Raw genomic sequence first — 16,756 nt, forward strand, 5'->3', positions numbered from 1 at the left:
GTGCCAGATGAAGGAAAGTTGGATTCCAAAAGCTGTCAGAATTTCTCTTTTCACAGGAGAACAAATGCAAGTCCAAGGCAAGAATATTTTTTTAACAGATAGCGAATGGAAGACGGCGATCTCTTCGCCCATCTCGAAGGAGACAATGCGTGTTATTTGCCTTGCTGTTGTCAACAACGGCGGCGCAGTGATGGTGCTGATGAGCGATGACTCAAGCATCGCTAAACGCATGGACACAAGCGCCGAGGTGAATACATTCATCGACACCGGGCACTGATCGGATATTTGGTTCAAGACCACCAAAATAAAAAAATAGCCCAGCCAATCCGAAGATTGAAACTGGGTTTTGGGGGTGTCAGGCTTTACATGCCTGGACTTGGACCGTCATCGGCAGTCTTCTGCTGGAATTGCTCCAGTAAGGGTGCTTTGTTCATCGCCCACCAGTCCGCAAGATGTTCAGTGCCGCGTGCCGTCACGATGTTGTCAAGATCACGTCTCGCTTGCTCAAACGCTTGCTGCTGCACTTTCTCAAGCGCTTCATCCGTCAGATCGAGTTCAATCACATCTTCGTCTTCATTGACGATGAATTCGAAGTCATCAGCCGACCACGCCTGCACTGACATTCCACGGCGCTGAAGTTCAGCGATCAACACATGCTCATCGAGCTTGGAAAGGTCGAGGGGAGTTTCCAACGTTGCAGCTTCCACGTTTCCGTTCAACTGCTCAAGCAAGGCTTTGGCATTGGCATACTCTGGAATGTCCTCTGGCTTCCACTCTGGTGAGTTGTTTTCCAGATCACGCTCGATGTATTGCGTCAACGCCAGCAACGATGCCTTCAGCTCGGTTTCAGTGCCCTGCAGCGATGGAGTCATCGTTGCACTTTCCACGTTTCCTTGGTGCGCCAGAAAACGCCCTTCAAACTCCTTCAGTTTCTCGGCAAAAAGTTCTGCTTGACCAGGCAGAACAAAATCGATCTCTACCTCGTCTTCAATCATGCCGTGAACGTTAGCCTTGGTTCCTGCCAGTGCTGCACGCACCTCTTGCAGATTCTGAGCCTTCAACCAAAACACTCTATCGTCAGTTTCGTCCAAAGAACCGTCGTACCCGAATGCCGTGACCTCAAAAATCTTCGTCCCGACGCTCAATGAAGATCCCACGTTTCCTTGCTGAAGCAATGAGTTTCGGAGACCTGCAACAGCCTGAACATCATCACGAGTGAAGCCCGGATTCTCCTGCGCGATGCGGTGTTCCGTTGACTTGTAGTTCTCCACCTTTCCTTGTACGTTCCGTTGTTGAATTTCCATTTTGATCACTCCTTGAATGTGCCCTCACCGGAATTGGCGGGTAGGCGGTCATGTGCAAGAAAGTCATCGGTTGCGCCCTGCTCTACCAGCGACCGGCCATGAAAAAACCCAGTCGCATCCGAGGATGAAACTGGGTTTTGGGGGTGGTCTGGCCGGATGGTCAGGCTTGCGCGATGACGACTCAGCCGCCTAAACGAGCTGAGATGTCACGTAACCATTTTTCTTGAGCTTCTGAGAGCTGCCTGTGCGTTGAGATGCAGGTTCTACACGACAGAATGAAGCTACGTTCACGCTCAGGAAGCCTTTCGTAGGCATCAAGGCACTTGTTGAGGTGTCCTTGTAACTCCGCGTCTTTCTTCGCTTGCTTCTCTTCGGCCTCTTCGCGTTCTCTCCGAACTTGCTCGCGGAACACAGGGTCGTTCAATTTGTTGAAGTCGATTGGCATTGATTACTCCTTTGCTTGCCGAACGAGTTCATCGTGTGCTTCATCACGCACAACAAACTCTTGGCCGGATCTCACACTCACTTCGGTCACGATGTACCCGATTGCGTCTTCCGAGTAGTGATTTCGGAAGACCACAAATCCGCCGTCCTCTTCTTCAATCGTCCAAATCCGTGCTGGAGTTTCGTTGAGAACCTTGCGAATGTACTCATCCTCAACACCGTAGGTTTCATACATCCAGCCGCAGAATGATGCTTTGTCGCTTTCAACCAAGTGATTGGCTTCAGGCTTGAACGTGGCTTCGAACTCTTCGATAGAGATGGTGGTCACTGATGACATTTGGGTTTCTCCTTGAATTTGCCCTCGCCGAAATTGGCGGGTAGGCGTGCATGTGCGCTATGTCATCTGTTGCGCCGTCTGAGTGGAAAACGTTCTTTGACGTTATATGACGTTGATTGACGTCAATCGATACCGGCTCGTGTAAATGGACGTCATTGAACGTCAGATGAGCTCATGTGACGTGTATTGACGTTGAGGCCATCCGCTCGTTGTGATGCGATCGCTCATGAAAAAAGCCCAGCTCAACCGAAGTTGAAGCATGGGCTTTGATTGAGCTGGGAAGCTCAGTTTGCGGGAACGCCAAGCAGCTCTTCGAGCGTCAGCATTTCGATCGTGAGTGATTCATCCTTATCGGGTTCATACTCGGAGTGCAGAAGCTTGATGGCTTCTTCTTCAGTGGGTTCATCAACGGACCAAAGGATGTACGTCGTTTGGCCGTAGTTGTGTCGATGAGTGATCGAGTACGGATTCTTGTGATCAAGACTTCGTGCATGCTGAAGATCGGCTAACGCCTTGCAGCGAACCGCTTGAGCCTGTGCGTTGATGCCATCGGCAATAGACTTGAGATGACGCATCCCAAGAACGTACTGCTCAAAGTCTTTGACGACCTCATCAACGATGTTCTTCAGATCGCTGTCTGTTGTTTGAGTCGACGACACAATGATCTGACTCTTGAAGTGAGCACAGTTCACCCTGTACAACCCATCCGGCAAGCGAGTCACGATGCAGCCGAAGCTGAAGCCATCGGGCTCATCACGACTGAAGTGGACCGAATGGATGCCGTCTCGTACCTGAAATGGCTCAGCTTGAAGTTGATGTGACGCCATCAACTCCAGAAACTCAGCTTCAGGAATGCGAACCACATTGAACCCTGTGTTAGCGCCCTGCTCCTTTGACTGTTGATTCATTTCGAATACTCCTTGAAAGTTAAAAACCCGTGCCGGGATTGGCTTCGGGACAACATGTGCAAGGTGGTATCTGTTGCGTCACAGGAGGTCACCCGAACGTTCTTCGACACTGAATGACGTCATGTAACGTCAAATGACGTTCTTTAGAGTTAATGCACGTCGATGCACGTTTCATGCAAGCATGAAAAAACCCAGTCGCATCCGAGGATGTGAGCTGGGTTTTTGGTTAGAACGCAATCAACTGATCGGCCATAGAGGCGACAGGCGATTGCTTCGGTGCCGGAGCTGCAGGAGCTTTGACCACAGGTTGTGCCTGAGGATCTGGGCTCGGGAGCTGAAAGCCTTTGCTATAGAGAGCAAAGGGATTCATCAACTGCTCACAGAGAGCATTCAGCAGCAGCACTTGCGATGGACCGATCGATGGCGACTGGTCCAGTGTTTTGCAAACATCGGAGATAACCTCGTGCACGTTCTGAATCTTCGGAGACAGAAACGCAAACGAGCTCGCCTTGTCAGCAATACGAGCCAAGACCTGCAGGCCACGTTTGGTGTACTTTTCAGCAGCACCATCCATACCGGCATCCATCAAGGTTGCCTTGATTTCACGAAGTACCTGCATAGGCATGTCCGTGATTTCATCTTCGATAGAGGTGGTCTGCTCAAGATCATCGGCATTCAAGCGATACACAGCGAACAAGAACTTCGTTGAACGAAGGATGCTTTCACTTGTGGGTGCCAGGTCATAGATGGCCTGACGATTGCTTGGATTCCTGTCGGCAAATTCCCTCACGACGTTGCCGATCTTGTCAGCCAGCTCGGTCGTGTAGGCATACCAGTCTTCGCGATTCTTTTCCAAGATGGCACTGACTTCTGCGACTTTCTCGGGCGAGATGGCCCAAGCGCCCAGAGAGTCGATGCGGGTTCCGTAGTTGCGGCATACACGGCTGCAGTCAATCTTGATGCGATTGAATGGTCGCAGTGTCGCAGCATCCACACAGCGTTGCAGCACCTTTTCCATACGACCTTCGCTTTCACTGCTGCCGAGGCCTGTGTCTCGGACGGCGGAGAAAGTGCGAGTCTGGAAAGTCACGAGGCTGCAGTTTTGCAGCAATTGTTCTGCGCTGACGGTTGTCATGATGCGTTTCCCTTTTAAAGATGCCTCAATCGAGGCGGTTGATGTGCAAGGGGTCATCTGTTGCGCTGGGTGATATCCGTCATCGCATCACGTTCATTGACGTTATTCGACGTTGATTAACGTCACTTAGCGTCATAGGGTATCTTTCGACGTAGACACACGTCATGCAGCGTGACTGCACGTCAATACACGCCGGGAAACTTCAGATCACGTCTCGCGGCGTGCATGCAGGATCCGCACCGGCAGGGCAGCGGTGCCAGCAGCCTGCGACATGTGGCCGATGTGTGGGGCCGATGAGTGGGGCAGGGGCGTGGGGCAGGGGAGTGGGGCAACTGCAGCGTGGCCTGCGCACCGTGGCGTGTGCTGTGTGGCCGGTGCGTGGGGCCGGTAGTTTGTGGCTGGGAAATGTTTGGATGTTCGTCGAAGCCATTGACGTTAACTGACGTCATTCAACGTTCTTTAACGTCACAGAGCGTCAGGCCACGTCAGGCATGAAAAAACCCGCGACATACCGAAGCATGTGCGGGTTTTGGGGTGGAAGCTTGATGCTTCTACGCGGCAACAGTCTCGGGAAGTTGCCAGCCGGTCAGTTCCTGGAAGCGCTCATTGGTCATGTGCCCTTTGTCATCTGTTGCGCCTCAGTGAGGCCTTAACGTTTTTTGACGTCAATTCACGTCAAACGACGCCCTACGACGTTCATCAACACCTCCGAACGTCAGCGCACTCCTGTTCACGTCAAAACGCCCTTCGAAAGTCATTCCAAACGCCCACTTGGGGCGAAGTAAAACCCAGTGCGGCCAGTTCCTTGATCGCACGGCCAATGTCTGGAACTCCGAATGCTCCCAACGCAAGATCCGCCGTGCCTACGTGGGCGGGCAGGGCGCTCTCCCAGCCGTCGAACAGCGGCCACGGCGCGAGCTTCTGCGACTGGTCCTGATGCTGGACTCGAAACCAAGCCTGTCCGTGTGGAGAACGCAACAACGCGATCGAGTAGTTCCTTGGGTGTTGCCACGGCCAGGGCGACGAGGCCACTCGGCGCGTGACTTCTGGGGCGGGGAAGGCATACATCGACTGTGGGGTAGGGCGGGGCGCTGCCGGTTCAAGTCTGGACGCCTGCATGGCATTCATGCTGCGCAGCCTCTCCCTATTCCGTGCCTCAGTTTCGATCTTGGCCAACTCCCATTTGGCGAGCAATGCAGCCGTATTGCTGTCCAGTAGCGCCGCATCCTCTGCGCTGATCTTCCGGCCACCCCCCATGTACTGCGGACGGCCAAGCGCGTGCTCGCCGCCGTAGATCTCAGCAAAGCACGTCGATCCCAACACCTTCACCCGGCCATCGTGCTCAACGACATGGATGGCTGCGTATACACCATGCCCACAGCCGTCCTTTTGGCAGCGGACCCGTTGAACCTTCTCCACACTCACCACAGCCAACAACCTCGGATTCATGGCCTTCTCTCGAATGACGTTCAATGACGTCGATTGACGTTAGTTCTTCTTCATCACATAGACCGGCTGTCCGCCGAGCTGGATCATCTCCATTCCTGGCGGCGGCAAACGATAGTCGCGGATCTGCGTGTTCCTCACCAGCTCGACGGCCTCATCCAGTGATGCAACATATCCCCAGTTGGTTGAGCGATCCCACGCACCGAAATCAAGGCACCGAATCACGTACCTTCTCTCTTCACCATCGCCGGACGTCTTGATAAACGGGCGCAACTCCCAGCGCATCAAATCCTCGGGCGAACGATCATCGTTTGGCGTCGAATCAAAATCCACCGGCAGCACTGGATCAATCAATATTCCGTCTACACAGTCAGCCGCCAGATACTTGTGGCCGTCCAACTCATACTGCTTTTTCATTCACGTTTGCCCATAAAAAAATCTCCCAGAAACACCGAAGTGTTTGCTGAGAGATTTGGTTCAAGCGGTGGCAAGTTCGGCTTCATGCTGATCTTGCGTGCTTGTCTCCGTTGTCAATGTCACACGCCAATTGAGGCGTTGAGCGAAGACAACCAGTGCATCCAGTGAGAACATGGATAGCTTACCCGTCATCAGATTATTGGCGCGTGTACGCGTCACACCGAGCAATTGCCCGATTTGTGTCTGATTCAGATTTCGACTCCCGAGCTCACCGACGATTTTACTCATCAGCGCAGCTTTGGGATCCAGCGCATGCTTTGCAGCATGGCTTTTCTTCATGTCGGCAATTACTTGATCATGTTCAGGACCGAATTCATCCCACGGTGTCGCAGGTTGGAACTTGTCTTGGAGCATAGTCACCTCTTCAAATAAGTTTTGATGTTCCTTTTGAGAGTATCCAGCTCTGTCGTCGGCATCTTGTTGGATTTCTTGATGTATGTGTGCATCAAGACAAACTCAGGTGCTTTCGACTCTGGATTTCTCGCGTAGGGAGCCAATAAAAAACGATAGAAATGTTCAGGGTCATCCACAGATAACTGATGTATTGCAAGAACAGTATCCAGCGGAAAATTCTTTTCAGAAAATTTCACTGGAGGCCAATTCTTTACAAACTTCATCTCTTGCTGCATCGGAATCGCTTCTTGAATTGCTTCATAAAGCTGTGTCCGTTCACTCTCACAGACATATCTTGCGATCGTCCCAAATGAATAGCGAACATGCTCCGGATAAGACCTCAACGTTGCCAGCGAAGATCCCAACATAATTAGTTCGCGATATCTTACCATCGTGAACCTCTTTGTGTATAGGTTTCGATACCCCCTTTTGTCATGATTTGTACTCCTTGAGAATGCCTCGGTTAAGGCGGTCATGTGCACTAGGTCATCGATTGCGCGGCTGTGGTGGCAGCGCATGGCGTGGGACAGGGGAGCTGGGGCGCACTCGCGGGGCCAACGCACCGTGGCGGGTGCAGTGTGGCCGGTGGTTTGTGGCTGGGACATGTTGAATGACGTTGAATGACGTCAATTCACACCGGGCAACGTTGAGCGGCGTGCAATGACGCCCAACACCTTGCACTGACGCATTTTGGCGTTGGGCAACGCTACTGCATATTGATTCACGTCGCTCAGCGTGCCGTGACTCCGTTTCGCGTTAGGGAGCGTCGGGCAACTTCGAATGACGTTCAGTGACGTCAACTCACGTTTTGGGCAGAGAACGCTGACCAACGTCGATTGACGTTAATCCACGTCGGCTTACGCCTTTTTGGATGTGGCATTGATGTTTCCATACAGGTCGGCGCGAGGCCTTTTCTCCGGTTCAATGTGCGCGTTCTTGTCGATGATCTCTTCGACTTCTCGGAGGGTCTGGACGTACTCATCAAGGTTCGCGTTTCGCTCGCGAAGTATGGACTTCAACTTTTCATCGATCACAGCGTTGTGCGATTCGATGTTCTTGTTGTGCAACGCCGTTTGGATTCCCACCGTCCTGCGGAAATTGGCGATCAGGTCCAGTGTGCCTTGGCGCTTCTCGATAAGGCCACGTTGCGTTTGCAGCAGATCTTTCAGGCTGTCACGGATGAGATTGAACACCGTGCTCCTGGGGATGCGAAGGATGACTTCGTTGGACTGAATCCGCTCGTACAGCAGCTTGCCGTTTTTGGTTTGCTTCCACTGGATGAAGGTCGGGTGGCGCGAATCCGAGGTAATTCCGCGATGCTGCAGGTAGCGCACAGCGATTTTTCCGTCGATGGACGGCTGCAGGATCTCAAGTGCGTAGGCGTACTTCTCAATCAGCAAATCCAGCTCGTACAGGGTCTGGTAGATGGCACGCGTGGAGAGAATCAGGCGGTCTTGTTCTACCTGTTGGCGGGTAGGGCGGTACCGCATTGAGCCTGATTTATCGGGCCATGTGAGATCACCGTCGTTTGCAGCTTCGGGTGCTGCTTTCGTCATAGTTTGATGCCTTATTATGTTTCGCCCGAAGGGCATCTTAACATGCGAGCTCATCACCGAAGTTTTTAGCAAAAGTGAATTTTGGGGGAGCCTCAGATTCCGTCTCTCAGTTTCAGAGATGGCCATCCAACATGTATGCCCTAGCGGTAAATAGAGTTGTTGCGTGAATGCATCGCGCAAAATCCTCTATTTGCGGATTTCCTCTTGTGTTGCGTGATCGTATATGTACAATGCACATTGTTCATTGCACATAGTTCATTTGCATATGTCCTTTGTACAAAGCACATAGTCAACACACCACAGCAGGGAAACCATGAATTAAAGCCCATACTCATTGCGAACCGTGATTGGCCTGGACATCGGGCGCAGCACTGTCAAAGCCGTTACCCGTTCAAAGAACGGCAATTCGGCTATTCAGGTCATGTTCCCATCCATCGTTGCTCCGGCAATCGAAATATCGACGGATTCAGAACGCAGTAAAGCCGCTCTTGATACCGTAGTGGTCAACGGTAAAAGCTACTTTTTTGGCGAAACAGCAGCCATTCAATCTCGCGTCGATCTGGATTCAGGCATGCGTGATGACTGGGTTTTTACCGACGAACACCGAGCTCTTTTTCTCGGCGCAATCAAGCGTTTGAAAAATCGCGGCGTCGAGCGCACCGAAAATGCAATTGTGGTCGTTGGTCTGCCGGGTAAGCACTACAGCAATCAGCGTGGAGCTCTGAAAGATGATCTGAGCAAGATTTATCCCGAGGGCCAGATCATTGTTTTGCCGCAGCCTCTCGGACCATTTCAATTGATGCAGTTTCAATCAAATGGTCTAGAATCTGATGAATTGCAACGCCGTGGTAATTCGTGGGGCATTATCGAAATTGGTCAATACACGACTGATTTCTGTGTCGTGTTGAATGGCCGAATTGTTGAACGCTGCTTTGGCTCTTCAAATGGCATGACAGTGGTTGCAGAAAACCTGCAAAAGCTTCTCGCGAAACGGGGAATCTCAATTGGACTTGAAGAAGCTTCTCGCGCTTTCGTGAATCGTCAAATCAAACACTTCGGGCAAGTGGAAGACATCGGCGATGAAATCGATCAATCCATTCCTGCGCTCGCTGAAGACATTCGCGTGAAAGCAAATGCTCTGATGGGTGAACATGCGCGGTCTTTGGATGGCATTTTGCTCGCTGGTGGCGGTGCTCCATTGATTTTCGAACACATCCGCAGTCACTGGCCTCATGCGAAATTGTGTGACGACAGTCGATTTGCAGTCGCTGAAGGCTTTAGCCGCTTTGGAGCAGGTTTCCAGCTTCACAAGCAAAACCAGACAGTGAAGGCGGCTTGAAATGTCCAAGTGGGTACGCGCCAAGGCCGAACGCGAACCGGGGACGAAGGTACGCATCGTTTTACTCGTGGATCCCAATGATCCCGAGAACGAGCAATTGATGCAGTTCCACGACTCCCTCCCATACCGTTCGGCCAATCAAACCTATGTGCAGGTGCTGCGCGATCACGCGGCATCTGAGTTGGCAGGATCCAGCAAATCCGCGCCACGACAACGGCATGCACCGCAAGCCAAAGCCAGTTATGAAAAACGATCAGTGTCAGTGAGCACTAATCAACCCGGCTCCGCTACAGTTTCAGAATCTCGTGGCGTGCAACAAGCTCCTGAGCCTGCACAAACAGTTCCCGCAGCCATTGATGATTCAGCTACGCAAGCAGCTCACGATAAATCTGATTCGGTGGGCAATGAAACTGCGTCGAGTGGGCATGAAGTTTCATTCTCCGAAACAGCCCAGAGTCACTTCAACATGGTCGATTGACCAACAGCCGTGGCAGCGGCCCAACTTGAAAAGAGGACGATATGAGCAAAAAAGCAAAGCCCGATCAGAATGTTTTTGTCGATCCGGCTGACTTCGATGGTGATATCCCATTCGTTCCTGGCTCATCGCGCACTGCGATGAAGGAACTGGGTGCCAAATCGCAGGATCTGTGGTTCGCACATCCTGATGACATCAAGGTCTTCGAGCACTTCAATCCACGCACGGACACACCCACTCACTTGGCCTATATCCGCTGGCTCGCAGACCAGATGAAGATCCACGGGTTCAAGCGCGACTTTCCACTGTCTGTGGTGGCCGTGCGCAATGAGGATGGATCCAGCTCGCCATTCGTGACGAACGGGCACACGCGTTTGCGTGCTGTGAAGATCGCTCGATCTGAGGGCGCTCAAATCGAATCCATCCCGCTCATCTACGTGGAGCAAGGCACGAGCATGGAGGATCTGACGATCGCTCTGTCGCTCTCCAACAGCGGCCAGCCACTGACGATGTACGAGACTGCCGTCACCTACAAGCGATTGATCACCTTCGGACGCACGCCCGAGGACATCGCGAAAGTGATGGGGCGCTCCTTGGTGTACGTGGAAGGCCTGCTGATGCTCATTGCGGCCCACCGCGACATCCGCGCCATGGTGCAGCAAGACCAGATCTCCGCAACGCTCGCGATCGACACACTGCGCAAGCACGGTGTCAAGGCGCTGGACGTGCTGAAGAACGCCCTTGAAGAAGCCAAAGCGAAGGGCGCATCGAAGGCCACAGCCAAGAATGTCCAAGCAGCTCCAGCTCAACAGCGCCGCAAGGTACTGCACAAAGCTGCGCCGAAACTCTATGACACGCTTGGCGAGATCACCAAGGATCCAGAGTTCAAGTCGATATCGCCTCAACTGCAGGCCAAGATCGAAGACCTGCTTCTGGATCTCCGCGAGAGTGGTGCCGATCTGCCGGTCGAGGAAGAGCAACCCAACTCCAAAAACTTGGAGCTCGATCTGCACGATAACGAGGAAACGGAATGACGTCGATTGACGTCAAGTAACGTCAACTAACGCTGATGCACGTCCAATGACGCCGATAGGTATCAGCGAACGTCGATAGACGTCAGTTGGCGCTACGCAACGTTGACCGACGTTTTTCACGAAATCACACACCGTCCGTCTTGTTGCGCGTTAACATAGCGGAATTCGCGCCCAGTGCGCGAAACGTGAATTGACGTTATGTGACGCTAGCACACGTCACGCAACGTGCAAAAACGTCGATTCACGCTATTTGACGTCAAATGACGTCGAGCATTCTTGCATCAGAAAGGGACTGAAGTGAGCAAGGCAAAGAGCAAAAACTGCCGCGTATTTGTAGTGGCAAATCCGAAGGGCGGCGTTGGCAAAACAACGCTGCTAGTGAACATGGCCGCCATGCGTCAAGCGCGTGGTGGCAACGTCATCATCATCGATACCGACAAGCAGGGAACTGCGAGCAAGTGGGCTGAGCGCCGCAACCGGCACCCTGAACTTGAAGGAACGGTGCAGTGTATTCAAGCGTTCAACGAGCTCGTTGCAACGACCGTCAAGGGCTTCAGGGCTACTTACAGCGACATCTTCATCGACACCGCTGGTCGCGACTCGGCAGATCTGCGCCGCTCGTGGGGCATGGCTGATGATGTGTTGATTCCAATGAGCTTGTCGCTCTTTGATCTTGAGCACATTGCAGACCTGCATGAAACCTATCTGCGCATGCAGGAGTTCAATCCGGACGCTAACGTGTCGATCATCCTGCGCCCGCAAACGAATCCACGGCGCGAAGAGCTGCAGCGTGCCTACGATGAAATCGCGGAGAAGACCTCCATTCCAATCGCGAACGTCCATTTTCCTGAACGCCGGATTCACTACCGAGCTACTGACAAAGGCTGGAGCTCAGAAGAAATTGGCGGAACAGCAGATGAGACAAAACGCACGGATCCCGGCGTTACTGACATGCTGAACATTTACGGGTACTTGTATGGTTAAAAAGAACGCTGGGCCATTCCGGCCCGCTGGTGCAGCCAAACAAACAGCGCCTGCAGCAGCGCCAATTCCAACTCCTGCGCCTGCAGCGCCAGTCGCTGCCACAACGCAATCCGTCATCAAATCAACGCCGGTCGATCAGGCCATGCGCAACATGGCCGCGAAGCCACCCGTTCAAGACTTCGAGTCATTTGTCAATGAAGCGAACGAGGCGGATCAGCGAAGCGCCGTTGTTTTGCCAGGCGGTGCGATCATTGAAGGCTATACGCCCAAGCAGCCACCATGGGCAGAGCTTGATGCGGAGAACGCGGGCAAGGCGTTCAACCTGCTCTTGTCTGATGCCGCAAAAGAAGCACTCAACTTTCTTGTGGCAAAGAAAAGCTACGTCAAAGCTAGGTACTGCAAGAACGTCATTGAAGCAGCAATCCTCCAAGAAGCAAACGAGCTCTGGGAAGAGAAGTACGGCAAGCGTTGATCATGCAGGACATGTCCTATCTTGAAATGCACTTTCTTCAGGGCTCGCGAGCTCTGAAAACCGGCGTCGGTGCCAAGTGGGACAGCGACTATGAAACGCTGGCGGTCTTGGAAAGCGCAAAGATGTTTTGCGTATCCAAGACCGAGGCGGAATTCACGCTCGATCACTACGATGACGCTGGCCGGTTGCTGGAGAGCGTGCCACTCTCACGTCGTGGGTTCGAGATCATCTCCGGTGAAGAAGCTCTGAGCGCTGCTGAGTACGTGGCCTACGACACGATGTTTTGGACGCTGCAGAAGGCAGCGGGGGCGTGAGTGGCTGACCAATCAGTTTATCGGCGATCCAAATTTTGCATTCGCGAGTGCCCGTGAGACAGTCGTGAACATGTGGCCCAAATACTCGCTTGCGGATTCGAACTTCAGAGGATCAACGGATCCATCAAAATGAAATTGAATCTCGACACTCTCCACCAAGTCCTTCGATCCATGCTCGTCAATTGAGGCTTGTATCGCTGCATCAGCAATCGCAGTGAAAGCATCCAAAGGGTTCTCTGGATTGATGGCTTCACTACAGCAGTTTTCAAGAGGCCAAATCTCTACAGTCAGTCCATCGCCTGACTGCGGAAAATCAGCACTGGTCACCTCTAGGTACCGCTGGATGCAATACAGCTCATTCCCACCATGGACAGTCAGAGATAGTTGCAGGGAAGGTTCAGCTTGAAAGCCACCGCCGCCTGGATAGTGGAATTCACCAAAAATAGCGAGCGACATCCGGAATGAAGGCCATCTTGCAATTGCACGTTGGATGATCTGCGGCCTACCTGTTGACGCATCGATTTCCGTGGTATCCGCAAGAAGCATTTCCGCAATGTTGTTGGGAAAACCGCCTTGTTCCCAAAGCCGATCTACACCCCACATCCAGCGATCGCCTTCATGCAAGTCACCCAAGAGCACTTCGTGAAACCCTGCTGTTGCACCTGTGAACTCATCGGCAGCAGCAGCTCGAAAAGCATCCGCTGTTGCGGGCTGCATAGCTCCAATATCTCGCCCCTTCAGGCGGCGAAGCAATGTAATGATGGATTGTGTCGATGGATGCATTGATTGTTGTTGGCTAGAAAACCTTACTCAGGATACCCGCCATTTTCGCCTTGTCCTTGTGGTCGTAGTTTGCCGTCACAGTCAGGCTTGAATGCGTTGCTTGAGCTTGCACGTACCGAGGATCAATTCCGGCCTCAAGGGCGTGCGTGATCGCTGTGTGGCGAAAGGTGTGGGGTGTGGCTGCACGGATCCTGGCGCTCATGACAGGATCCTCAACACCATCAGCAACCAGCTCTGCGAACTCTGTCACAACGTTGTAGACGGTCTGGTCTGTCATGGGCTTGACACTGCCGCCAAGCGCCTGAAAAACCGGCCTACGGTCGTCTGCAGCGGGAAGATCCGTCATGCCAAGCGATCGCCGGTAAGTGATCAGCTCGTTGATCAGATGGTCAGTGACAACGATGTACTCATCACCACCGCCTTTTGTGCGAATTTTCACGCGCCAGTGCCCCGACATTCGCTCGAAATCACGCATGCTCAGTGCGGCAAATGCACTACGCCGGATCCACGATCGGTAAAGCACTGCGATGACCCACCGTATTCGGTGGTACCGAGCAAGCTCGCGCTTGGTGTCACGCGGCATCACCTCGATCGCAGCGAGTACTTCATCCATTTCAGCAGCAGTCAGCGCCTTTCCTTCGTAATTCGGTGACGACTTCTTGCTTGGCAGATTCACAAGGCGCAGCGGGTTGATTTTGATGATCGGATTACCCTGCACCAGCACGTTGCGCATAGCCTCGAACATTCGATGCAATACCCTCACCGCCAGCCGAACGCTTGACCACGCGAGCGGTCCATCGATCGGCTGCTCTTTGAGCTGCATGAGATCCAAGACATGCTGGTCGAGAGGGAAGGGCGATCGAAGGTAGGCGACGAAGCGATTGGCGTCGTCCAGGCTGCAGTCGGCCAACTGCCGACGACTGAGCCCTTTGGTGTGATTGAGGAAGGCGAGCAGTCGACGCGATTCGCGCACGGCCTGCCGCCGTGTGTGCGGCGAACGCTGAGCGTAGGATCCAAGCCAAATTCTCAGCAAACGGGCATCATCCGATGGATCCTCAACAGGCGAAACCGCCGTGTGGGCCAAAGATGCGGCATGCACGAGCGAAGCTGACCGAATGAAGTCAGCATCGTCGTCGGAGAATGACTGGTTGTTCAAGGACGTCATGCGGCAAGGGAACTAGAGGGGGAACTTATTTGCGTTTTCGCACGCCGCCTTTAGAGTCGCATACAGGCCAAGCGCCTCTGAAAGCGCCATTTCCATGATCCGCATCTCTTGAGTGACATAGGTGTCGCCTTGAAGATTTCTTGCCTCTACAACACGCTTCGCCAAGTCATGCTCAAGCAGAGCAATACGCGTGTACTTCTCTGCTAACGCCAATCGTTCAACAGTACTTAGATGGCGATCAGCTTCCGTCTTTGACCGTTCAGCGGCATAAAACCCAAACGCATGCACAGCTATTTCTGATGCTGCGTTTCGGACTAATTGCCCTTGGACTTTGAACCATGCGATCGTTGAATCAGGACTAGAACCAAGTCCCCTGAACACTTCATTTGTCTGAGCGGAAGGCAGGCTGGATGAATTGCTTTGCATGTTTACTCCCTTTGGTTGAAAAGTCAGTGAAGGTAGTACCAGATACCACCATGAACCGCCCCGGGATTCGTGGAGGCTGTTTGGTTTAAGTCAGGCCGCCATCGTGGTGGCCTGACAGGCGAGTTGCCGCCAGTAGTTTGCCTCAGCTTCTGCAGGCGGGATGTACCCGATGGGCTCCAGCAGACGGTGGTGGTTGAACCAGGCCACCCATTCAAGCGTCGCCAATTCAACGGACTCCTTGGTTTTCCACGGTGCCCGGCGGTGAATCAGCTCAGCCTTGTACAGGCCATTGATCGTCTCGGCCAGGGCGTTGTCATAGGAGTCGCCCTTGCTGCCCACAGACGGCTCAATACCCGCTTCTGCCAGCCGCTCGGTGTACCGAATGCTCACGTACTGAGAGCCGCGATCCGAGTGACATACCAGACTCCCATCGCGTTCAGGCTGCCGGGCATACAGGGCCTGCTCCAGTGCATCGAGCACGAAGTCCGTTCGCATCGAACTGCTCACACGCCAGCCCACGATGCGACGAGCAAACACGTCGATGACGAAGGCCACATAGAGCCATCCCTGCCAGGTCGACACGTATGTGAAGTCCGAGACCCATAGTTGATTCGGGCGCTCGGCACGAAACTGCCGGTTGACGAGGTCCAGCGGGCAAGCAGCCTTGGCGTCACTGATAGTGGTGCGCACGACCTTGCCGCGCATTACGCCACGCAGTCCCATGCGGCGCATCAGGCGCTCGACCGTACATCTCGCCACGACCGTGCCCTCGCGTGCCAACTGCCGCCAGACCTTGTCGGCGCCGTAGACCTGCATGTTGGCCTGCCAGACGCGCTGTATCTCCGGCACGAGGACATCATCGCGGCGCGCTCTGGCGCAGCGTTTGTGCGGCTCGCGCAGCAGCGCCGCGTGTCTTCGATACCCCGACGGGGCGATCTGCAATACCTTGCAGACCGGCTCGACCCCGAAAGTGTTGCGGTGCTTGTCGATGAAGTCCCTCAGGACTTGAGTCGGCGGTCGAGCTCCGCCTGGGCGAAAAACGCGCTGGCCAGCTTCAGAATCTCGTTGGCCCGGCGCAGTTCCTTGACCTCGCGCTCCAGGTCCTTCACACGCTGTGCCTCGCTGGTAGTGACGCCTTCGCGCACACCCTTATCGACTTCGACACGCTTTACCCATTCATGCAGCGTCTGCGGCACGCAGCCAATCTTGGGGGCGATAGATTCAATGGCTGCCCACAGCGATGGGTACTCCCCCCGGTGCTCCTGCACCATCCTCACAGCCCGCTCACGGACTTCGGGCGAGAACTTGTTCGACTTCTTCATAGCTCAATCCTCTCAGAGAAAAGAGCCTCCTCAAAAGCCGGGGCGGTTCACCATAGGTGAAAGATGCAGCGATGAGGCCCACATAGACGCGGCCCATCCTCGTGCTGACGAAGCCATTTTTGGCGTGATGGAAGGTCACTGCCAACACCAGCAATGCCATCAGAAAGTAGACGATACCCAGCGCCCGAGCTCCTTCAAGGGGACCGAGCGATCGAGTCAAAGCGACCACTGCCAGGTGGACAAGACCGACCGACATAGAAGTACAGCCAAGCAGCCACTGATAGATTCGCCAGTTTCTGCTTTTTGACGATAAAGGGGGTCTCCTCGTTTTCAGTGCAATAAGTGACGGTACGCAAAGCTAGCACTGGCGCGGGGGTGGTCTGGGTAGACCGTTGATTTCATTGACTTTCCTGTTCGCTTTGTAAACGGGTATGGTGGCCTC

General features: G+C 53.6%; 22 protein-coding genes and 1 other annotated feature. Of the genes, 7 read left to right on the top strand and 15 right to left on the bottom strand.

What is annotated here, in order from left to right; translation table 11 throughout:
- The first annotated feature begins 7 nt into the window (after positions 1-7).
- Positions 8-277, top strand: a complete 270-nt coding sequence (locus ISG32_RS26700; RefSeq protein WP_194774056.1) for a hypothetical protein — start codon at positions 8-10, stop codon at positions 275-277.
- An 85-nt stretch (positions 278-362) separates the two neighbouring features.
- Here the strand turns inward: ISG32_RS26700 and ISG32_RS26705 are convergent, their stop codons facing one another.
- The 10 genes from ISG32_RS26705 to ISG32_RS26750 all read right to left on the bottom strand — a co-directional run bounded on the left by ISG32_RS26705 (position 363) and on the right by ISG32_RS26750 (position 8,000).
- Positions 363-1,304 (bottom strand): hypothetical protein, encoded by a 942-nt coding sequence (locus ISG32_RS26705; RefSeq protein WP_194774057.1) that lies wholly within the window; start codon positions 1,302-1,304, stop codon positions 363-365.
- A 181-nt stretch (positions 1,305-1,485) separates the two neighbouring features.
- Positions 1,486-1,749 carry a hypothetical protein gene (locus tag ISG32_RS26710; RefSeq protein ID WP_194774058.1) on the bottom strand — a complete coding sequence of 88 codons (264 nt, stop codon included), beginning with the start codon at positions 1,747-1,749 and terminating at the stop codon, positions 1,486-1,488.
- Between the two features lie 3 nt (positions 1,750-1,752).
- Complete coding sequence (locus ISG32_RS26715; protein ID WP_194774059.1) at positions 1,753-2,085, bottom strand: hypothetical protein; 333 nt, start codon at positions 2,083-2,085, stop codon at positions 1,753-1,755.
- Between the two features lie 284 nt (positions 2,086-2,369).
- Positions 2,370-2,993, bottom strand: a complete 624-nt coding sequence (locus tag ISG32_RS26720; RefSeq protein WP_194774060.1) for a hypothetical protein — start codon at positions 2,991-2,993, stop codon at positions 2,370-2,372.
- Positions 2,994-3,219: 226 nt separating this feature from the next.
- A complete protein-coding gene (locus ISG32_RS26725) occupies positions 3,220-4,128 on the bottom strand; it encodes a DUF3150 domain-containing protein (RefSeq protein WP_194774061.1) in 909 nt (302 codons plus the stop codon).
- 735 nt (positions 4,129-4,863) lie between these two features.
- A complete protein-coding gene (locus ISG32_RS26730) occupies positions 4,864-5,577 on the bottom strand; it encodes a hypothetical protein (protein WP_194774062.1) in 714 nt (237 codons plus the stop codon).
- A 39-nt stretch (positions 5,578-5,616) separates the two neighbouring features.
- Positions 5,617-5,991 (bottom strand): hypothetical protein, encoded by a 375-nt coding sequence (locus ISG32_RS26735; RefSeq protein ID WP_194774063.1) that lies wholly within the window; start codon positions 5,989-5,991, stop codon positions 5,617-5,619.
- A 60-nt stretch (positions 5,992-6,051) separates the two neighbouring features.
- Positions 6,052-6,405 carry a helix-turn-helix domain-containing protein gene (locus tag ISG32_RS26740; protein ID WP_194774064.1) on the bottom strand — a complete coding sequence of 118 codons (354 nt, stop codon included), beginning with the start codon at positions 6,403-6,405 and terminating at the stop codon, positions 6,052-6,054.
- A 2-nt stretch (positions 6,406-6,407) separates the two neighbouring features.
- Positions 6,408-6,812: a hypothetical protein gene (locus ISG32_RS26745; protein ID WP_194774065.1), complete on the bottom strand. Its 405-nt coding sequence runs from the start codon at positions 6,810-6,812 to the stop codon at positions 6,408-6,410.
- Between the two features lie 489 nt (positions 6,813-7,301).
- On the bottom strand, positions 7,302-8,000 hold the full coding sequence (locus tag ISG32_RS26750; protein WP_194774066.1) for a hypothetical protein: 699 nt from the start codon (positions 7,998-8,000) through the stop codon (positions 7,302-7,304).
- A 343-nt stretch (positions 8,001-8,343) separates the two neighbouring features.
- On the opposite strand from ISG32_RS26750, the gene ISG32_RS26755 reads away from it, so the two are divergent.
- The 6 genes from ISG32_RS26755 (at position 8,344) to ISG32_RS26780 (ending at position 12,618) form a co-directional block, all read left to right on the top strand.
- A complete protein-coding gene (locus ISG32_RS26755; RefSeq protein WP_194774067.1) occupies positions 8,344-9,339 on the top strand; it encodes a ParM/StbA family protein in 996 nt (331 codons plus the stop codon).
- Between the two features lies 1 nt (position 9,340).
- Positions 9,341-9,817 (top strand): hypothetical protein, encoded by a 477-nt coding sequence (locus ISG32_RS26760; protein ID WP_194774068.1) that lies wholly within the window; start codon positions 9,341-9,343, stop codon positions 9,815-9,817.
- A gap of 41 nt (positions 9,818-9,858) precedes the next feature.
- Positions 9,859-10,848: a ParB/RepB/Spo0J family partition protein gene (locus tag ISG32_RS26765; protein WP_194774069.1), complete on the top strand. Its 990-nt coding sequence runs from the start codon at positions 9,859-9,861 to the stop codon at positions 10,846-10,848.
- A 297-nt stretch (positions 10,849-11,145) separates the two neighbouring features.
- Positions 11,146-11,832 (top strand): ParA family protein, encoded by a 687-nt coding sequence (locus ISG32_RS26770; protein WP_194774070.1) that lies wholly within the window; start codon positions 11,146-11,148, stop codon positions 11,830-11,832.
- Positions 11,825-12,304 (top strand): hypothetical protein, encoded by a 480-nt coding sequence (locus ISG32_RS26775; RefSeq protein WP_194774071.1) that lies wholly within the window; start codon positions 11,825-11,827, stop codon positions 12,302-12,304. The genes ISG32_RS26770 and ISG32_RS26775 overlap by 8 nt, the downstream gene beginning before the upstream one ends.
- A gap of 2 nt (positions 12,305-12,306) precedes the next feature.
- The gene (locus ISG32_RS26780) at positions 12,307-12,618 is read left to right on the top strand and encodes a hypothetical protein (protein ID WP_194774072.1); all 312 of its coding nucleotides are present in this window, start codon (positions 12,307-12,309) and stop codon (positions 12,616-12,618) included.
- Between the two features lie 12 nt (positions 12,619-12,630).
- Here the strand turns inward: ISG32_RS26780 and ISG32_RS26785 are convergent, their stop codons facing one another.
- From ISG32_RS26785 to ISG32_RS26805, 5 genes are all read right to left on the bottom strand, one after another.
- Positions 12,631-13,401 (bottom strand): hypothetical protein, encoded by a 771-nt coding sequence (locus ISG32_RS26785; RefSeq protein WP_194774073.1) that lies wholly within the window; start codon positions 13,399-13,401, stop codon positions 12,631-12,633.
- 13 nt (positions 13,402-13,414) lie between these two features.
- Positions 13,415-14,557, bottom strand: a complete 1,143-nt coding sequence (locus ISG32_RS26790) for a tyrosine-type recombinase/integrase (protein WP_194774074.1) — start codon at positions 14,555-14,557, stop codon at positions 13,415-13,417.
- A 21-nt stretch (positions 14,558-14,578) separates the two neighbouring features.
- Complete coding sequence (locus tag ISG32_RS26795; RefSeq protein ID WP_194774075.1) at positions 14,579-14,992, bottom strand: hypothetical protein; 414 nt, start codon at positions 14,990-14,992, stop codon at positions 14,579-14,581.
- Between the two features lie 90 nt (positions 14,993-15,082).
- A protein-coding gene (locus ISG32_RS26800; RefSeq protein WP_404826422.1) for an IS3 family transposase occupies positions 15,083-16,314 on the bottom strand; the annotation gives its coding sequence in 2 pieces (ribosomal slippage) (positions 15,083-16,023 and positions 16,023-16,314; 1,233 coding nt in all).
- Positions 15,920-16,036 (bottom strand) — a sequence feature (AL1L pseudoknot). (Overlaps the previous gene by 117 nt.)
- On the bottom strand, positions 16,277-16,570 hold the full coding sequence (locus ISG32_RS26805; RefSeq protein WP_194774076.1) for a hypothetical protein: 294 nt from the start codon (positions 16,568-16,570) through the stop codon (positions 16,277-16,279). The genes ISG32_RS26800 and ISG32_RS26805 overlap by 38 nt, the downstream gene beginning before the upstream one ends.
- Positions 16,571-16,756 lie beyond the last annotated feature (186 nt).

Source organism: Diaphorobacter caeni, from assembly GCF_015354245.1.
GTDB classification, from domain to species: Bacteria; Pseudomonadota; Gammaproteobacteria; order Burkholderiales; family Burkholderiaceae_C; genus Diaphorobacter_A; species Diaphorobacter_A caeni.

Coding starts and splice junctions, on each gene's coding strand:
- ISG32_RS26760 (WP_194774068.1), top strand. CDS start 9,341: ATGTCCAAGTGGGTACGCGCCAAGGCCGAACGCGAACCGGGGACGAAG.
- ISG32_RS26785 (WP_194774073.1), bottom strand. CDS start 13,401: ATGCATCCATCGACACAATCCATCATTACATTGCTTCGCCGCCTGAAG.
- ISG32_RS26725 (WP_194774061.1), bottom strand. CDS start 4,128: ATGACAACCGTCAGCGCAGAACAATTGCTGCAAAACTGCAGCCTCGTG.
- ISG32_RS26710 (WP_194774058.1), bottom strand. CDS start 1,749: ATGCCAATCGACTTCAACAAATTGAACGACCCTGTGTTCCGCGAGCAA.
- ISG32_RS26750 (WP_194774066.1), bottom strand. CDS start 8,000: ATGACGAAAGCAGCACCCGAAGCTGCAAACGACGGTGATCTCACATGG.
- ISG32_RS26795 (WP_194774075.1), bottom strand. CDS start 14,992: ATGCAAAGCAATTCATCCAGCCTGCCTTCCGCTCAGACAAATGAAGTG.
- ISG32_RS26740 (WP_194774064.1), bottom strand. CDS start 6,405: ATGCTCCAAGACAAGTTCCAACCTGCGACACCGTGGGATGAATTCGGT.
- ISG32_RS26780 (WP_194774072.1), top strand. CDS start 12,307: ATGCAGGACATGTCCTATCTTGAAATGCACTTTCTTCAGGGCTCGCGA.
- ISG32_RS26720 (WP_194774060.1), bottom strand. CDS start 2,993: ATGAATCAACAGTCAAAGGAGCAGGGCGCTAACACAGGGTTCAATGTG.
- ISG32_RS26730 (WP_194774062.1), bottom strand. CDS start 5,577: ATGAATCCGAGGTTGTTGGCTGTGGTGAGTGTGGAGAAGGTTCAACGG.
- ISG32_RS26700 (WP_194774056.1), top strand. CDS start 8: ATGAAGGAAAGTTGGATTCCAAAAGCTGTCAGAATTTCTCTTTTCACA.
- ISG32_RS26805 (WP_194774076.1), bottom strand. CDS start 16,570: ATGTCGGTCGGTCTTGTCCACCTGGCAGTGGTCGCTTTGACTCGATCG.
- ISG32_RS26705 (WP_194774057.1), bottom strand. CDS start 1,304: ATGGAAATTCAACAACGGAACGTACAAGGAAAGGTGGAGAACTACAAG.
- ISG32_RS26745 (WP_194774065.1), bottom strand. CDS start 6,812: ATGTTGGGATCTTCGCTGGCAACGTTGAGGTCTTATCCGGAGCATGTT.
- ISG32_RS26715 (WP_194774059.1), bottom strand. CDS start 2,085: ATGTCATCAGTGACCACCATCTCTATCGAAGAGTTCGAAGCCACGTTC.
- ISG32_RS26765 (WP_194774069.1), top strand. CDS start 9,859: ATGAGCAAAAAAGCAAAGCCCGATCAGAATGTTTTTGTCGATCCGGCT.
- ISG32_RS26735 (WP_194774063.1), bottom strand. CDS start 5,991: ATGAAAAAGCAGTATGAGTTGGACGGCCACAAGTATCTGGCGGCTGAC.
- ISG32_RS26775 (WP_194774071.1), top strand. CDS start 11,825: ATGGTTAAAAAGAACGCTGGGCCATTCCGGCCCGCTGGTGCAGCCAAA.